Raw genomic sequence first — 15,599 nt, 5'->3', positions numbered from 1 at the left:
AATGCTCGATATGAACAAACGACTACTACGCATAGGCGCATACGCGCGAAGAGACACGGGCGGACATGAGCGGGAAGTTAGTTGTAGCACCTACGCATAGGCGCATACGCGCGAAGAGACACGACGGCAAACATGGATAAGAATACCACTATTGAATCTTTACCACATATAAGCCAAATACCAGCAACACACCCACGCCATCAACTGCGTGGGTTTTATCATATAACACGATAATTGGGAGGAATTAGAATATGCAAGAAATGTTTGTAATCGACCACGGAAACGGCCAAGTAAAAGCCAAGTCAAGCAAGCGCCAACTCACCGCCAAATCCGCCTACGCGTTCGCTGACGCTTTGGGCGCTGACGTGTTCAACGGCGCCAACCTGCCTGCCGACGTCCACATTTATGAATCTGCGGAACAACGCGGACACAAATACGCATGGGGCGAAGGGTTGGTGGACGCGGTACACGGTAAAGCGCTCATCAACAGCTACACGCTAGACGACCGCTACACGGCGGAACCTTACCGCCTGCTGACGTCAATGATCTTGGCGGAACTTGCGTCAGACTTCGGTGACACCGTAGAAGTAATGGTCGTCACTGGCGTACCTTCCGCTGAATACGGCACGAAGGCGCAGGCACAGCTTGAATCGGCGCTCATGGGGTCACACCTCGTCAACCGCGACGGGCAGGACATCATCGTCAAAGTAAAAGCCGTACACGTGCTGCCACAGACGGTAGGTGCGCTGTTTGTGCCAATCTACGAACAGAAACGCAGTGAGTTGAAGCAGGCGTATGTGGGCGTCATTGACATCGGTAGCGGTACGGCGGTGGCTGACGGGTATTTGAAGATGAAGCGTCAGCATGGCGATAGCTTCACGTTTAACGAAGGGATGTTGTCGGTATACAAGGAAATCGCCAACACCGTCACCCGCGAGAACCCTAGCGTACGTCCGACAGTCCGCGACATTGAACGCTTGTTGACAGACTCGAAATACGACGGAACATTCCGTCCAACGTTGATGATCACGGTAGACGTCGAGGATATCGTCAACATGGCAATCAACCGTTATGTTCAGAAATTGGTGGCGGAAATCAACATGGAATGGCCGGACGTCTCGAAGTTCGACGCCATCTACTTGGCTGGCGGTGGTGCTCACGTTGTCGGCAAGGCGTTAGCCAAACGCTTGGAAGGCGCCCAAGTCATCGCTGATGCGGACAAAGCCAACTTGCGCGGGTTCCAAATCTACGGGGAAACGCTCCTAGCCAAGCAAGCGGCACAAGCGGGCAAGTAACCGATGGCTCGCGGTAGAAAGGCGCTACCACCCGACAAGAAAGCGCAGTTCACCCGCTTCCTGCTCACCCTGCACAAAGAGGACGATGCGGACATCATAGCGCTGTTGGACGGGCTGGAGCGGTCAGAGAAGTCGGCGTGGGTGCGCGAAGCCATACGTGCCAAGCGCGACGGTGGCGTGATTTACGAAGTGGTCGAAAAGGTCGTGGAGGTGCCGGTGGAAGTCGAGGTGGCGAAAGCCGGAGAAGAGTTGTCAGAGACGCCGGTCAACGACTTTGACGAGTGGGAATTCTGATTGACGTGAAATTCGAATAAGCGAAACCTTTACGCCTCTTGCCGGGTATACTACCGGTAGGAGGTGTTTTACAATGACAAACCAAATTTTACGGAAATTGGCGGTAGTTGGCGTAGTGGGCGCTCTGACCGTCACAACCGGTGCAACGCTTACGTCCGCACCAAAACCGGTCAGCGCCAAAGAAACGTGGATAACGCTTGACCGCGGAAAGACGACGATCAACTCGCGGAACTCGCAATACTACTACCCGTACTCTACCGATTTGGTCGTAAGGCCAGCGGAGTTGCCGAACCACGTACTTGTGATGACGACACTTCGCGTCAAGAACGTCAGCAAGGCGTTTAATCAAACGGTATATGCCGCGAATTCGGTGTTGTATGCGTACCGTGACGGCAAGGTGATTTACACGATGAAGCCGTATAAGTCGTTCAGTGACGGACTCAAAACGTACACGCTCAAGCCGGGCAAGCAGACTCCGTATTTTAGCGTCTCCTACACCTACCCCGCCAGTAAGTTTAAGACGACTGCTGCCGAGTATTACTGCATGATCACGCCTGTCAAAGAAGGCAAATACGGCAAACAGCGCGAAGTCGGCCTGTGTGCGGATAATCCTAAATTCCGCAAGTAACGACAGCACACCTATGTAAACGAAAAAAGCCCGCTAGTCACGTAGACCGGCGGGCTGCTTTGTGTGTATTATTTTACAACGAGACCATATCTTTGTTTTAGTTTTGTTCGGTTATCCGGCACCGTCACACGCTCCACATTAGTAAGACCACGTTCACGTAAGAGTCTAACAACTTGATCTTGTAACTTTTCTTTTTGTTTTGAAGTTTTCACTTTAAAACCACACCCTCCTGATACAAATTACCCCCACAAGCGCAATGCATGTGAGGGATGTTTGATTACGGGTCTCCCAAAACGTAATCGACACTATTACAGTTCGTTTTAAGTCCTACTCTGGCAGAGTGACCGAACTGTGTGGACAAGAAACTCAACGCTGTCGCAAATCGTCGTAGTTCAGCGCGCATCTGCAACTACGCGCATCTGTATATGCTTGCAGACACATACAGATTGGCCAAAGTTGTCTGGCAACCAACTCGACCGGGTACTCGCGATGCCCACATACCGAAATATGCAATCCATCGCTTCCATTTCTTGGCTAAGACGCTGGAACGTCTTAATCGCCCACTTCAAAATTGCTCATTGCTTGTTGTTCGGGGGTGTCGCGCCCCTTAACTACATTGTACCACGTCTATTACGCAATTAAACGTAAAATACGTAACCTGCGCATTTTTATTTATCGGCAGGCTTGTCACTGGCGCCCGGTGTCGAAGGGTCGATGACCACTCCGCCGAGAATCAAGGCGTACAGCACGGCGTCCACATACCGCTCCCAATCCGCCAAATCAATCTGAAAGACGTCGACAGCGATCATGCCGAGCAACGACGCTAACGCCACCAAGAACGGTTTGCTACGGAGTCTTGCGCTCATATCTAGTTTCATGTGTAACACGCTCCCATCGAATTAGTTAAACCTCACGCATGTATGAATCAACGGCGGTGACGAACAAGCCGGACTTGAGCTTGTACATGTTCGTGCCTTGCCGGGATTTGACGATACTGTCGACGGTGAAGACCTCACCGTACTTGACGTATTGTTCGGCAGGTGCCGAGAAGTCCGCCTCTGCACGTACTGCGACCCCTTCGCGCCCTTTGTAGACCACTTTGACGCGGGCAGGCGCATCAGGCTTTGGGTGCGGAGTGTACCGCAGTAAATCGCCTTTTGAGCCAGCTGACGCCCAACCGTTGCCCGACAAGCGGTACCAGTCGCCTTTGACCTCATACACGTTGTAGTTGCTACCGCCTTTTAGCGTCTTGAGCACCTTACCGTCCAAGCTCGGCTTGTCACGCAAGTTCAGCGCACTGGCAATGATCTCGGCACGCCCGATACCGACTTGACCGGCAGGCTGTACTTGCGGTTTAGACGACGGTTTTTGTGGCGTAGGTTTGGCTGGTGCTGACGTCCCTTGCGCCATATAACGCTTGACTGTCGCCTTGAAGCCGGACCAAGCGGAGTCTGCGTCTTTGAATCCGAACTGACGCGCAGTCGAATCAGTCACAAAATACTTCGGGCAGTCCTTACCAGTGACATCGTAGTGGCGGTACAAGTCGTCAATGCCGAGTCCGTGCTTTTTGAGCAGGAGGGCGCACAACCACGCTGACCGGTCAAGTGCGGCGTCAAACTTGGCGCCTTTGTAGTTGACGCAGGTCTCGACACCAATCGTGCAGTTGTTCGGATAGCTACCTAAGCGTTGTGTGCGGTAATTGCGGGCACCTACGTGGTACGCCATCTCACCGTCAGGAATGATTTGTAGCGCTGAATCGTGGTCGACGAAATAGTGCGCTGAGGCGTAGGTTTGTGAAGCAATCGCATGACCGCTGAAATAGCGATAGTGAGCGACATCATCGGCACCTTCGTTCAAATTTGCGGTCCAATGTATAGTCACGCCTGACACGCGTTGTAGTTTCTGCCCCGGTCGCGTGTACTTGTTCACCGGAATTAGCTTCTGCTTGATTTCGTATTTCGGCATCTTACCGCCCCTTTCGTTTAAAACACGCAAAAAGACGCCCGAAAGCGTCTTTGCGTAATTTGCGTAATAACTGCGTCACTTCGTTGTAATCCACCACACGACAATCCCCGTGATCACAGGGCTGGCTAGCGTCCAAGCGCGGGCTACGATACCCTGTGTGTTGGCGCTCAGTTCTTCGAGCCTGCGGGCCATGTCGTCGAGGCGGTGGTTGGCGCGGGTGGCGTCTGCTTGCGCCTTGTCTGCGGTGTCCTTAACGTTTGCCAGTACGTCCAGCTTCGTTTCAATCCGCGTCATCCGCTCGATAAAGTCAATCCACTGCTGGTCCATTACGCATCAGCGCCCGGCTCAGTAGGTTCGGTAGGTGGCTCGACAGGTAGCGGTTTGCCGTACCCGTCTAATCCGATTGCCGCCAGTGCCGCCAATACGTCAGCCTGCAAATGTACCGGTACCTGCGTGATATTGCGTCGTCCTCCAACAATTAGTGCCACATAAACGTCTACCATGATCATGGCGTTGCCTCCTTTTTTAATTAGCGAAATTCCGATTTGTATAGCTAAACGGCGGAGTGCGCTAGTCATGCGCCATCCACCGGAGCTTCTAGTTTGGCTTGTACCGCAGCTTGCAAGTGTGCGGGCACGTCCGATAGTTGACGCCTGTTGGCGACAATCAACGCCACATATACGTCAACCATCCGTAAGTCGAGTTCATTCACCGCAATCCCTCCGTCATAGATTCATTTCATACAAAAAAGCAACCGCATCGAGCGCCATCATCAGCTCACTCCGCAGTTGCGTATTTTCCGCCTCCAACTCCGCCACCCTCTCGCTGAACGGCTTGTCCTCGGCAGGCGTCTCCGGCGCATCGAGCGGCACCCACGTCAGCTTGCCGTCCACCACCTTGACCGGACGCGACACGGCGAAGTCCGCCTTGTATTGATCCCACGCGAGACGGATGACGCTGATGACGTTGCTCGCCACCTCTTTGAGTTGCGGGTACGTCGCCACATCCTCGGCGAACGTCGTCTCGCGTAGCCACACGCCCTCGTTCTGGTTGACGACGAGCAGGACGTTGCCCGTCACGTTATTGTAGTAAATTTTACCGTTAATTTTCGGCATGGTGACACCTCCTTAGTTTCCATATGCCAACCAAATGTAATCAGTTGCATTCGCTCCTGTTATAAAGAATCCAAACGAGCCACCTGTAATGAACCGGTAGGAGTCGAATGAAGAGGTATTACCGTCCGAATACCACCCGGGCTTGCTTGTTTCTACCGTTTGCAAGATGGCGGTTCCGGTGTATACACCAACTTTTATAATAACGACAAGAGAAGGAGTGAAAGCAACACCATTAACGGTGTCCTTCGTATAATTCGTATTATGAGTCGTCGTTCTCCCTGAACCGGATTGAAACTTTTTAAACGCACCACTCGCCAACTGTGCGCTAATCGCGTCAAACGTTGCCCCTGCGGACAATCCGACCTGCGCGGCGAGCGCGTCCCGTTTCGTGCTGATGCGGTTCTTGGCGTCCGTATTTGCTTTCGTCGCCTCCAGCAGACTCGCGCCTGTCGCCAAGCGCTTGTCGAAGTTGTACGTCGTCACCGTTGTCGCCCCGTTCGAATCCGTTACCGTGATACTCGCCGTGTGGGTGGCGAAGTATGCGAGGGTGTCCCATGTGGCGGTCGGAACCGTCAGCGTGCGTGATAGACTCGCGGGGTTGTTAAATGTGTTGACGGTGACTCCGTTGACCTTCTCGACAATCTGCGTGACGGTGCTTCCCGCTTCGGGTGTGACGGTATACGCGGTGAGTGCCGCTGTCTCCTTGTTGCCGAGTGCGCCGGATGCAGGAGATACGCTTGCCCCCACGTTGAAGTTACCGCTGAACTTGATGCCCTCCGTCGTGTCCGTGTAGACCGTCGGTGGCGTCGTCATCATCAGGCTGTAATCGACGAGGGATGACGGGTATTGCTCTGCCGTACTTGCGGTGGCGACGCCGACTTCCGTTCCCCACGATCCGTTGTACGTCTTCATGCGGATACCGATGTCCGGCGCCCACTGATGACTCTCGTACAGGGCGAACACCTTGCCCGTCTTGTCCGCGCTGAGGGAGACGTTTTGGCAATCGAACGTGTTGCCGCTCGTCAGCTTGACAGGCGTTGACCAAGTGACTCCGCCGTCATCCGAGTAGCTGACACGCACGTTAAACTTGGCACTGTCTGTCGCGTCCTTGCCGTGCCATGCGACCCAGAGACGACCGTTTGCGAGTCCGTTGATGGCGGCAGGGACGAAGAGTGCGGACGGGGAGGATTGTGCAGAACTAGTGTTGTTTGAACTGATGTCTTTTACAGACCAAGCGTTATCAATTAATGCTGATTGCGATAATAATGTCTTATCTCGCTTCACAACATGTAAGGTACGATATCCGGTCGTATTTGCGTATGAACCTTCTGTACCGTTCGTTCCCGAAAAAGACAAATTCGTATCCGCCCAGAAAATTGTGGGAGTAGCGGTTTTATCTAAGGCAATAGCCACTCCACCGGACATCACAACATTGCTGAAATTAATCTTCGTCACCTGCTCCACCGCACCCCACGTCACCGAGCCGTCTGGGTTGATTGTCCCTTTGGCGTAACGGATGTTGAACGAGTTCGGGTACGTGCTGTTCTTCGACGACCAAGCGGCGTGGAGTTCCGTTCCGGCTTCGTTGATGGCGAGGGAGACGTTGCCGAGTGCGGATTGTAAGGGGTCTACATCAGCAAGAAACAGTCGAACTCCGCTTGCGTTGTATGCTAAATATCTTACGTTAGAACTATTTGCGTTAACTAATAGATATACACGCTCTCTGTCGGTGGCTAAAGAAGCATCTTGTAAAGATGAACTTGAATACGTTTCAACAAACGACCAACTTGTGCCGTCATTTACGCTTTTATAAAGTGACACCGAACTTGTTGTCCTCGTTACACTCCATAAACTCCCGTCTGCCAACCGCACCAACTTCCGTCCGCCGTTCCCTGCCGTGGATAGCCCTGTACCGCTCGCTACCGTTGCATTGTTAATCACCGGCATCTCACATCACCCCTAACGCTTGTGCGGTGGCGACGAGGTTGGCGCGTGTGCCGTTGAGCGTCTGCCCGAGTTCGGACAGCGCACCCTCGACGTTGGTCGACGTGTAGTAGTTGGCGGTGTCCGTCACGGTGATGTCGGTGGCGGTCGAGGCGAGGGTCGGCAGTTGGGTAGGCGGGACCTTGCCGTCGGCTCCGAGTTGTGCCAATCCGCTTGTTGCCCCTGCCTTCGCATCAATGGCGTCGATCAGTTCGTTATATTTGGCCCGCGTAAAGTTTTCGTTGCCTAAAGGCTTCGGCAAGTTTAGCTTTGTCGAGTATGTCGGCATATTGCGTTACCTCCTAGTTAAGTAAGTAGGCGCCGTCAAGCGAGCGCCCCGTTGTCTACGTCGTCCCACGTCACTGCTTGCCCGTCGATTGCGTCCCACACGTAATTTTTCGCGTCTAGCTGTGCCCACGTCATATACGTGTAGGCGTAAGCGAACGCAATGTGCGCAGGCAATGTGTCGCGCAAGACTGCGGTCAGCGATTCTAAATCTGCGGGAACACCGAACGTCCCGACAAACTTGACTGTGACGCTGCAGTTGGCGAAATCTTCAATGACGTCGACTTCCCCGCCTGAAAAGGCAGCCGCCACATTTTCGATGGACTGCTTGGTCACGGTACCTTGCGCCCGTAGTCGCGCAGAAATACGCTCACGGCGCTGGGTCAAACTATCTTCCGGTTTAACGTCCAACTCGAAAATGCGTTCCCATTTCGTCAGACTGTGGTCAGCGGTCATCACGAACAGGTTGTCGATAACGGACTGCAAGAAACCGTCAGCTTGCGTCAGCTCGGCGGCATCGACCGCCAACACCTCGCACGCTTCCGTGATTTCCGCCCAAAACGGCTGAATGTACGCCAACAAGTCGTCGCGCGTCACTGTGTTAGACATTTAGCGTCACCGTCCCGATGGTCGCCACATGGTCGCCGGTCAGCGTGATAGGCGCAGTACCGCCGTTAAGCGTCAAGCCACCGTAGTCGATGACATCCGCCAAACCGACCAGTAAACCGCCGACACGCGTAGGCGTCACGCTGTCTCCGCTATCCACGTCAATGAAATACTCCGCAAGTGCCCGTTCGAATTCCGCTTTGACCATAACCACGTCAGCTGACGACATGAGCGTCACAGTGGCGGTGACATTAATTGGTAGGCTGTCGGCGGGCACTACCGTCACATTGGCACCGATTGGGCGCTGGGTTTCGATGTAGTCCGCCACTTCCGTGACTTTGGTTGGCGTAGGCTCACCGCCATCTGCGCCGATCAGCGTGACCTTGACAGTGCCCGGACCATTCCAAATAGGTGTTACTCGCGCTTTGGCGATGCCCGCGACGTCTGTCGCCCACTCGATATAGTGCGCCGTATTCCCGCTTGTCGATTGACGGCGTTGGTTGTCGAGGAAGCGCCCCACTAACGTCACGTCATCCTCTTCGGGGAAAGCGCCGGTTGCCGCAGTCGACGAGTGTACCGTGATCACGGCGCTCAAGTCACCGACAGCCTGCGTGATGCTATTTGCTTCGACATTTGACGTAAAATCCGCCAATACAGACGCAACTTCAACGTTGGTCGGCGTGCTGCTGGCCGTATACTCCTGCAATGTTTCGAAGAACACCGGAATCTCGTCGCTTGTACTGAATTGCGTACCAATCGGTAACACGACGTCACGGCTCGCGCTGACACTTAGTGTCGCCGTTGAGGTACCGCCGGGTTTACGTTGGACGCCGAATTCGTTGACCCTACGGTCGACATACGTGCCATAAGCGCTCAACATGCCGTCTGCGTCAATTAAAAAAGACGCCTGTTCAATGGCGTCCAAATCTTGATACAGCTTTTCCATCTCTGCGGCGACTGGCGCCAACAACGTATATGCGGGACCACCGACGCTACGGTCGATTTCTAACGGTAGCCGGTCGAGCATGGCGTCCATGATCTGGTCAAACAATGATTCGTTAATATCGTAGTAAGTACTCATCTCACACCTCCTGCTCGACGGTAACCAATTCACCGTCCACATCAATTTCTACGTATACCTGCGCCTTGTCTTCGCCCACGCGCTCAACCATGATGTTTGTGACGTCGCTGATGCGTAGGTCGTCGACTAGCGCGTCCCGTATATCCTCGTCAATCTCCAATGCCGCCACCTCACGGGTAGGCGCAGCGGCGATAGTTTCACGGATTTGTGCACCAAAGTCGTCACCTAATACGGTGTGTACGCCACGTTCCGTCATGATCGCAATGGCCGCCTGTTGGCGCACCGTTTCCGGCAGGTCCGTCAGTTGCGACAGAATCCTCCCGTTCTCGAAATCAATCTTGAATGATTGCGTAGAATAACCGGAAGGCAGATCGGTATCGCCCTGTACGGTATCCAACGTAATGTCCGTGTTTTGTTCGTCGAAAAACGGCATATCAGCCACCTCCCGTCATTTTCGCCACGACGTAAAAGTCCGCCGTATCGGTATTGCTGATGACAAGCACCTCGTCACCGATGTTGAGGCGACTGTCTAACGTCATCGTCATGTTTTGCGTCGTACCGCCCTCTATCGTGATTTGTCCGTATTCGACGCGTTCCAACAAATCAGGGTTGATGATGGCGTCACTTCCGTCCAGTTCAACGTCCATGTCGTTGGCCACCAACTTGATTGGTGCAACATCTACGACAGAGGCGATGTGTACGCCTAACGGACGCTCTTTCGTCGCTGAACGGATTAATGAAATGAAGTTATGCGCGCCTGTATTTCTTTCGTTCACACACTCACCGCCTAGTCGTTTATGATGCGCACGTATCCGAGCAAATACTTGCCCCAGTATCCGGTGCGATACGCTTCTTCCTTACAGCCGTAGCTTTGCAGGTTGATCATGCGGTTGTCTCCGCTGATGATGCCTACGTGGGACGGCGTGCCACTCGGTCGTCCTGCGATGGTTCCCGTAAATACGACGACATCACCCGGACGAACTTGGCTGGCGCTGATGCGCTTATACCGTTGCCAAATCGTCGGGCTGTAGTTCGGTGTCGAGATGCCAACCTGTTTGAATGCCCATTGCGTAAAGTCGCTACAGTCCCCGATGTTACTGCCGGACAACAGTGGGTTACCGCCACCTAGCCTGTACCGCAACTTGCCGACCTTGCTACGTGCCGCATTGACTACTTGTGTCCGCTTAGTCGACAGACTGCCGCTAGAAACGTTGGTTGGCGTTGATGGTTTCGCCTGCAGCTTGTTCCGCCACTTGCGCTCGATTGTCGACCATTTGGCGGCTTTTGCGCGTGCATCCGCAGGACCGTAACCGCGCTCTAAGATGACGACTTGTGCATCGCGCTTACCGAAGTTCTTGCAATCGGTCTTGTACCAACCGACGTCCAAGCGTTTGCCTTTGATCGCGCCACCCGTGTCCTCCGCCAAGTAAATGCCGTTCGCTTTCGGATAACCCGGAACCTTGACGAACACAACACTACCGTAAGGGATTGTGCGTGGGTCTACCGCCAAGCTCCGCCCGACGCTGAACTTCGGACCTGTGGCGACCAAGCCGTCACCATTACCGTTAATACCGCCGAGTGCTGGATTGTATGCGGTCGCTACGAAGCCTGACGTCCAGTTCATCGAAATGCCCGGTGTCAGCGGATTCCCTTTGACCGTACTACCGTCGCCACCTTCGTTCGGGCGGGAGGTGTCGGGTTCCTCGTATACCGCTTTCTCCGGTGCTAACGTCCGCGACAATACCGCCTGCGTCGTGTGATTACCACTTGCGTCGATGGAGTGCGTATCTGCCGTCACCCAATAGCTGTTTGACAAGCCGGTCACGACGTCATCGACCCAAAGCACACGCCCCGCGCGCACCGTCAAATCTCCGACAAACGTGACCTCACCGGACCATTCCGGCTCATTCATCTTGCTCAAAATGGCTTTAGCGGTCGTTTCCAACTGTCCGCGTGATGTGGCGTTCGACAAGTGCTCGGCATGGCGCATGAGTCCGTATTTGCGTACACCTGCCGTATCTGTCGCTGTGGCGTTAATCTTCTTGGATGCCGCACGATATTCGTCGTCACCGCCAGTCAGATAGACCTGCGTACGGGTCTGCTCAATCGACGTTTTCGTGGACGCCGCCAACAGGTTCAACCCGCGCGACACCTCCAACTGCACCTTCTGCGGCTGTATCGCCACCAACGCCAACTTGCCCTTCGTGTTTTCGAGCGCGAATCGGCGGTTGGATTGGCGCCACGTCTCGTAGATGACTGTCTTGAATATCTCGCTGATCGTCTTCTTCAAGAACACCAATCGCTTGAACACGAACTTAGTGTCCGCCAAACTACCGACAGAGACACCGTACTTGGCGCACAGCTCCTTGATGACCTGAGTCGCCGTCTTGTTCTTGGCCGTGTAGTCCACCGTGTTCTGCGCCAAATACCAGTTCATGTCGTTAGCGGATACGGACGCCTTGCCCTCTCCGGTACGGTCGACGTTTGCGATCACGCCCCGAAACATCTCGGAGTCGTTCGCCATCAAATAGACGATACCGCCCTCGCGTGGTACGAAATGAATCGTGTTCTGCGTTTTGGTGATAACTACCGACAAGTCCAGTTTGCGTGATACCTCGCTCACATTACCGCTCCAGTTGACGCTCTCTACGATGTCCGAGATGTCATACGTGTTGCCGTCGTATTTGTATAGGACGGAGATGCGCGGACGTGGCGCCACTATCGAATTGTCTGCGGGCATGTCCGCACCTCCTATGGTTTCTTAGGTATTTTCAGTTTCATACCGGCGTAGATCGTGTATTTGTTACGAGCGCCGCGTGCCCGTTGGTATTGCGTCAACAAGGCGCGGTTTGCGTACCAAATGGCTTCGTAGTACTTTTTACCACCTTCGCCCCACACCTTTTTCGCAATCATCGACAGACTATCGTTCGACTTGACCACATACGTCGTAGGCGTTTTCTTGGCGACAGGCTTACGTGTGCTCGTCTTCGGCTTGTTGGCGCTAGCTTTCGATGCGCCACGTTTGACGACACGTATCGGCACATATTCGACCAACTCGCACGATACCCACAAGTCGCCGGGATGCCCCGGACGGTCGCGCTCAATCACCAAGTCGCGCAAAGTGTACAAACCGTTGAGTGGCGCATGGGAGAACGCAACCTTGACCGGTTGGTCGTCCTCCGCCCACTTCTTCAAGCGCCCTTCTGCGACATACGGCGTGACGTGCGGTCGCCTTACGCAGATTGTCGGGTTGTAATGTTTGGGCCATAAAAAAGACAACGGGATACGCCGCTGTCTCCGTTTACCGAACCGCGTGACCTCGCCAACACCCAAGACTTCGGTGTCAGCGAAACTCAACCCGGCGGATTGTTCGATTGTTTCCGGTGGCACGGGAAGCGCCAAATAGCGCCCACCGTCCGCCTGTTTCGAAAATCCCATCTCATAGATCGTGATGTTCACGTATTTGTCGCCTCCTTAGCTGTTTACCGCACGTGACATGGCGTCCGCCATCTTATTCATAAGCGCGTTGACGTCCTGTTCGCTGTTTGCGTCCATGCGTTCGATGCGTACGGTGATGTTGTTTGTGACGTTACCACCGCCGCCCGCTGCGCCTGCTGACGCCGCATACGGGTCGACTGTCGCCAAGTTCCCGTTCGAACGCTGTAAGACGCCCGTGTTGCGCAGTAGTTGCGCCTGTGGTGCGGTCAATACCGCCTCACCGCCGTGTAGCTTGGACATGTAGCCGTTGCGTGGGATACGGTAAGCTCCGCTCGCGTGCGACTTGGCCCCGCCGCCTCCGCCACTTGACGCTTCCTCACCGCCACCTCCGAAGAAGCCGGTCACATAGTCTTTGACGTCGCTAATCGAAGGGAGCGTATCTTTGATTTGGTCCCATACCAGCGCACCGATGTTCGTGAGCGTTTTAACTGCGCCTGCGAACGCGTCGTAGATTTTGTCCGGGAGCTTGCCCGCCCAATCCGATACGTTCTTGGTCACGTCGTCAAATTTGTCACCGATGGTCTTCTTGATTTTCGACATCCCCTCGAAGGCTTTCGTCTTGGCCGCAGACAGCCCGTCACCGAAGAACTTCTTGATCCTTCCGAAGCCGTTCCATACGTACGTACCTGCGTCATTGATTCCGCCTTTGAAGAAGCTGACGATGCTCTTCCAACCGCCTGATACCGCCGCCTTGAGTCCTGTGAACAACGCTTTACCGGCCTTCAAAATTCGACCGACAAACAGCAAGTTGACGTAGCCCCACACAAATTGGATTGCGCCGAAGAACATCTGTTTGATGCCTTCCCACATCTTGCCGAAGTCGCCAGTGAAAAGACCGGTGAACACTTTGACAGCGCCCATAATGAACGTGAACGCACCCTGAATGACGTTTTTAATGGCGTCGAATGTTCCGATTACAAGCCATTTCACGATTGGGAACACTAGTTTAAATGCAGCGCCTAATAACGTTGCCGCGTTCTTCACGGCATCAAACAACTGCGCTCCATCCGTCTCCATGTAGGATTTGACTTGCCCGACGAGCCCCATCACGAATTCTTTGATTCCGGTCCAAGTGTTCGTCACCGTCTCCTTGACGACACGTACCGCAGTCATGATTTTCGTGATCGTCTCACTCGACAGTCCGAGCGAATTCAACAACTGGACGCCACTGCCGGTGTTTCCTTTGAACAACTCGAATACGCCCTTGACCGCAGTGGCTACCGCGCCCATCGCATTGCGGAAACCTTCCGACTGTTTGTACGCCGTGACGAAGCCCCAGCCGAGTAGCGCAATCGCGCCGACAACCAAGCCGATAGGTGACGCAATGACTCCGATGACCATCGACAAACCGCTGATTGCGAGTGTGACCGCTGTGACGAGTGCTGCGATGCCTAGCGGTACACGTAGCGCATAGAGTCCGTCAGCTACCGCTTTGATTGCAGCGGTGAATCCGTCCATTGCGCCGCCCTGCTGGAACGACTCCAACAAGTTCGCCATCCACGTCGCCATGTTCTTGATCGCGGGTAGTGCCGCCGTACCGAGAACAATCTGCATCGTTTCAAGCGCGCCTTTGAATTGCTCGATGGCGCCTTGTGCGTTGTTCATCTTTTCTTTTGCTACGTCGAGTGCCGTTACTTTCGACATCTCATCGTACATATTCTTGATACCGTCAGCGCCCTCTTTGTACAAGATGTTACCGGCACGAATCGCATCAGCGCCAAACATCGTACGGAGAGCGTTGGTCCGTTGCTCGGCGTTCAGACCCGACAACGAGTCTTGAAGCAAACCGGCAACTTCCGCCATCGACTTCATGTTGCCTTGCGCGTCGTAGAACTTGTTGGCGCCATCTTCCGTCACGATACCGAGGTCCATCATCTGTTCGTGAGCGGCGTTGGTGGCTGGCGACAAGTTCATCAACATCGTTTTGAGCGAGGTACCGGCATCGCTGCCTTTAAGACCGTTCTGGGCAAATACCGCCAATGCGGTGTTCGTGTCTTTGAAGCTGACACCTAGTCCGCTGGCTACCGCCGATACCATCGACAGTCCGAATTTCAGCTCGCCTACTGACGTCGCAGATGCGTTGGCCGCGCCTGCTAACGTGTTGGCGACTTCTGACGCCTCCAAGCCGTCCGACTTAAATGCGTTCATCGCTGTCGACATGATTTCCGCTGAGTCCGCCAACTCCAAACCACCGGCTGTGGCGAGGTTTAACGCGGCTTCGAGTCCACCGGCTTGTACCGTCGCTGGCGAGAGTCCCGCTTTTAACAACTCTTCCATGCCCTGTGCCGCTTCCAAAGCGGAGTATTTCGTTTTTGCGCCAAGCTCTAACGCCAAGTCCGTCATCTGCTTCATTTCTTCGCCACTCGCACCAGTCAACGCTTTAACGGTCGACAGCTGTGATTCGAAGTCTGCCGCCAAGTTGATCGTGCCAAGTGCCGCCATACCTGCGCCGATTCCCGCAAGCGCCGTAGGCAGCCCTGCCGCAATGCCTGCGAACCCTCCGGCAGCCGCCGTCATCCCGCCGAATGTCGAGGTGACCGCTTTACCGCCTTTTACGAATCGTCCGTTTGCATCACGGAGCCTACCGGTGGAATCCGTTGTATACTTCATCTGCTGCTGAAAGTCGCCCATTGCGTTCGTCGCCTGTTTCATCGGGCGCGAGAAGGCGTCTTTCATCGAGATAACGCCCTGTAACTGCATCATATGTTTGTCACACCCTTTCCGGTCGTCCGTTTACGTTGCGCCCCGTCAATCCACGGAAACGCAAAGTCAAGAGACGACCGTCATTTGCGGGTCTTGTTTGCTTTCTGCGCTTTCTCTGCGTGTTCTGCCGCCACCAAGTCGCTAGC

At 54.3% G+C, this 15,599-nt stretch carries 19 protein-coding genes; 3 read left to right on the top strand and 16 right to left on the bottom strand.

Going from position 1 to position 15,599, the window contains the following annotated elements; all coding sequences use genetic code 11:
* The first annotated feature begins 251 nt into the window (after positions 1-251).
* The 3 genes from KNO94_RS14065 (at position 252) to KNO94_RS14055 (ending at position 2,217) form a co-directional block, all read left to right on the top strand.
* Positions 252-1,295, top strand: coding sequence for a ParM/StbA family protein (locus KNO94_RS14065; protein ID WP_214780744.1), 1,044 nt, complete (start codon positions 252-254; stop codon positions 1,293-1,295).
* A 3-nt stretch (positions 1,296-1,298) separates the two neighbouring features.
* A complete protein-coding gene (locus KNO94_RS14060; RefSeq protein ID WP_214780742.1) occupies positions 1,299-1,589 on the top strand; it encodes a hypothetical protein in 291 nt (96 codons plus the stop codon).
* Positions 1,590-1,662: 73 nt separating this feature from the next.
* Positions 1,663-2,217, top strand: a complete 555-nt coding sequence (locus KNO94_RS14055) for a hypothetical protein (protein ID WP_214780740.1) — start codon at positions 1,663-1,665, stop codon at positions 2,215-2,217.
* A 392-nt stretch (positions 2,218-2,609) separates the two neighbouring features.
* Here the strand turns inward: KNO94_RS14055 and KNO94_RS14050 are convergent, their stop codons facing one another.
* The 16 genes from KNO94_RS14050 to KNO94_RS13975 all read right to left on the bottom strand — a co-directional run bounded on the left by KNO94_RS14050 (position 2,610) and on the right by KNO94_RS13975 (position 15,453).
* A complete protein-coding gene (locus tag KNO94_RS14050; RefSeq protein ID WP_214780738.1) occupies positions 2,610-2,786 on the bottom strand; it encodes a hypothetical protein in 177 nt (58 codons plus the stop codon).
* Between the two features lie 99 nt (positions 2,787-2,885).
* Complete coding sequence (locus tag KNO94_RS14045; RefSeq protein WP_214780737.1) at positions 2,886-3,095, bottom strand: phage holin; 210 nt, start codon at positions 3,093-3,095, stop codon at positions 2,886-2,888.
* 25 nt (positions 3,096-3,120) lie between these two features.
* Complete coding sequence (locus KNO94_RS14040; protein WP_214780735.1) at positions 3,121-4,182, bottom strand: N-acetylmuramoyl-L-alanine amidase; 1,062 nt, start codon at positions 4,180-4,182, stop codon at positions 3,121-3,123.
* A gap of 75 nt (positions 4,183-4,257) precedes the next feature.
* A complete protein-coding gene (locus tag KNO94_RS14035; RefSeq protein WP_214780733.1) occupies positions 4,258-4,509 on the bottom strand; it encodes a hemolysin XhlA family protein in 252 nt (83 codons plus the stop codon).
* On the bottom strand, positions 4,509-4,691 hold the full coding sequence (locus tag KNO94_RS14030) for a CD1375 family protein (protein WP_251125991.1): 183 nt from the start codon (positions 4,689-4,691) through the stop codon (positions 4,509-4,511). Before KNO94_RS14030 ends, KNO94_RS14035 begins: the two co-directional genes overlap by 1 nt.
* Positions 4,692-4,756: 65 nt before the next feature.
* The gene (locus KNO94_RS14025; protein ID WP_214780833.1) at positions 4,757-4,894 is read right to left on the bottom strand and encodes a CD1375 family protein; all 138 of its coding nucleotides are present in this window, start codon (positions 4,892-4,894) and stop codon (positions 4,757-4,759) included.
* 13 nt (positions 4,895-4,907) lie between these two features.
* Positions 4,908-5,297 carry a hypothetical protein gene (locus KNO94_RS14020; RefSeq protein ID WP_214780729.1) on the bottom strand — a complete coding sequence of 130 codons (390 nt, stop codon included), beginning with the start codon at positions 5,295-5,297 and terminating at the stop codon, positions 4,908-4,910.
* A 12-nt stretch (positions 5,298-5,309) separates the two neighbouring features.
* The gene (locus tag KNO94_RS14015; RefSeq protein WP_214780728.1) at positions 5,310-7,244 is read right to left on the bottom strand and encodes a sialidase family protein; all 1,935 of its coding nucleotides are present in this window, start codon (positions 7,242-7,244) and stop codon (positions 5,310-5,312) included.
* A gap of 1 nt (position 7,245) precedes the next feature.
* Positions 7,246-7,569 carry a hypothetical protein gene (locus KNO94_RS14010; RefSeq protein ID WP_214780726.1) on the bottom strand — a complete coding sequence of 108 codons (324 nt, stop codon included), beginning with the start codon at positions 7,567-7,569 and terminating at the stop codon, positions 7,246-7,248.
* Positions 7,570-7,604: 35 nt separating this feature from the next.
* Positions 7,605-8,174: a putative phage tail protein gene (locus tag KNO94_RS14005; RefSeq protein WP_214780724.1), complete on the bottom strand. Its 570-nt coding sequence runs from the start codon at positions 8,172-8,174 to the stop codon at positions 7,605-7,607.
* Positions 8,167-9,252: a baseplate J/gp47 family protein gene (locus KNO94_RS14000; protein ID WP_214780722.1), complete on the bottom strand. Its 1,086-nt coding sequence runs from the start codon at positions 9,250-9,252 to the stop codon at positions 8,167-8,169. Before KNO94_RS14000 ends, KNO94_RS14005 begins: the two co-directional genes overlap by 8 nt.
* A 1-nt stretch (position 9,253) precedes the next feature.
* Positions 9,254-9,685 carry a DUF2634 domain-containing protein gene (locus KNO94_RS13995; RefSeq protein ID WP_214780720.1) on the bottom strand — a complete coding sequence of 144 codons (432 nt, stop codon included), beginning with the start codon at positions 9,683-9,685 and terminating at the stop codon, positions 9,254-9,256.
* A 1-nt stretch (position 9,686) separates the two neighbouring features.
* Positions 9,687-10,028 carry a DUF2577 family protein gene (locus KNO94_RS15395; protein ID WP_214780718.1) on the bottom strand — a complete coding sequence of 114 codons (342 nt, stop codon included), beginning with the start codon at positions 10,026-10,028 and terminating at the stop codon, positions 9,687-9,689.
* 11 nt (positions 10,029-10,039) lie between these two features.
* Complete coding sequence (locus KNO94_RS13985) at positions 10,040-11,992, bottom strand: XkdQ/YqbQ family protein (protein ID WP_483299177.1); 1,953 nt, start codon at positions 11,990-11,992, stop codon at positions 10,040-10,042.
* Between the two features lie 11 nt (positions 11,993-12,003).
* A complete protein-coding gene (locus tag KNO94_RS15390; protein WP_214780714.1) occupies positions 12,004-12,711 on the bottom strand; it encodes a LysM peptidoglycan-binding domain-containing protein in 708 nt (235 codons plus the stop codon).
* Between the two features lie 15 nt (positions 12,712-12,726).
* Positions 12,727-15,453: a phage tail tape measure protein gene (locus KNO94_RS13975; protein ID WP_214780712.1), complete on the bottom strand. Its 2,727-nt coding sequence runs from the start codon at positions 15,451-15,453 to the stop codon at positions 12,727-12,729.
* Positions 15,454-15,599 lie beyond the last annotated feature (146 nt).

Source organism: Exiguobacterium sp. s22, from assembly GCF_018617455.1.
Lineage (GTDB): Bacteria > Bacillota > Bacilli > Exiguobacteriales > Exiguobacteriaceae > Exiguobacterium.
The sequence above is the reverse complement of the archived record's forward strand: the minus strand, read 5'-3'. Positions and strand labels throughout refer to the sequence as shown.

Coding starts and splice junctions, on each gene's coding strand:
- KNO94_RS14055 (WP_214780740.1), top strand. CDS start 1,663: ATGACAAACCAAATTTTACGGAAATTGGCGGTAGTTGGCGTAGTGGGC.
- KNO94_RS14005 (WP_214780724.1), bottom strand. CDS start 8,174: ATGTCTAACACAGTGACGCGCGACGACTTGTTGGCGTACATTCAGCCG.
- KNO94_RS14065 (WP_214780744.1), top strand. CDS start 252: ATGCAAGAAATGTTTGTAATCGACCACGGAAACGGCCAAGTAAAAGCC.
- KNO94_RS13995 (WP_214780720.1), bottom strand. CDS start 9,685: ATGCCGTTTTTCGACGAACAAAACACGGACATTACGTTGGATACCGTA.
- KNO94_RS13985 (WP_483299177.1), bottom strand. CDS start 11,992: ATGCCCGCAGACAATTCGATAGTGGCGCCACGTCCGCGCATCTCCGTC.
- KNO94_RS14010 (WP_214780726.1), bottom strand. CDS start 7,569: ATGCCGACATACTCGACAAAGCTAAACTTGCCGAAGCCTTTAGGCAAC.
- KNO94_RS14035 (WP_214780733.1), bottom strand. CDS start 4,509: ATGGACCAGCAGTGGATTGACTTTATCGAGCGGATGACGCGGATTGAA.
- KNO94_RS14060 (WP_214780742.1), top strand. CDS start 1,299: ATGGCTCGCGGTAGAAAGGCGCTACCACCCGACAAGAAAGCGCAGTTC.
- KNO94_RS13975 (WP_214780712.1), bottom strand. CDS start 15,453: ATGATGCAGTTACAGGGCGTTATCTCGATGAAAGACGCCTTCTCGCGC.
- KNO94_RS14000 (WP_214780722.1), bottom strand. CDS start 9,252: ATGAGTACTTACTACGATATTAACGAATCATTGTTTGACCAGATCATG.
- KNO94_RS14030 (WP_251125991.1), bottom strand. CDS start 4,691: ATGATCATGGTAGACGTTTATGTGGCACTAATTGTTGGAGGACGACGC.
- KNO94_RS14015 (WP_214780728.1), bottom strand. CDS start 7,244: ATGCCGGTGATTAACAATGCAACGGTAGCGAGCGGTACAGGGCTATCC.
- KNO94_RS14040 (WP_214780735.1), bottom strand. CDS start 4,182: ATGCCGAAATACGAAATCAAGCAGAAGCTAATTCCGGTGAACAAGTAC.
- KNO94_RS14020 (WP_214780729.1), bottom strand. CDS start 5,297: ATGCCGAAAATTAACGGTAAAATTTACTACAATAACGTGACGGGCAAC.
- KNO94_RS14045 (WP_214780737.1), bottom strand. CDS start 3,095: ATGAAACTAGATATGAGCGCAAGACTCCGTAGCAAACCGTTCTTGGTG.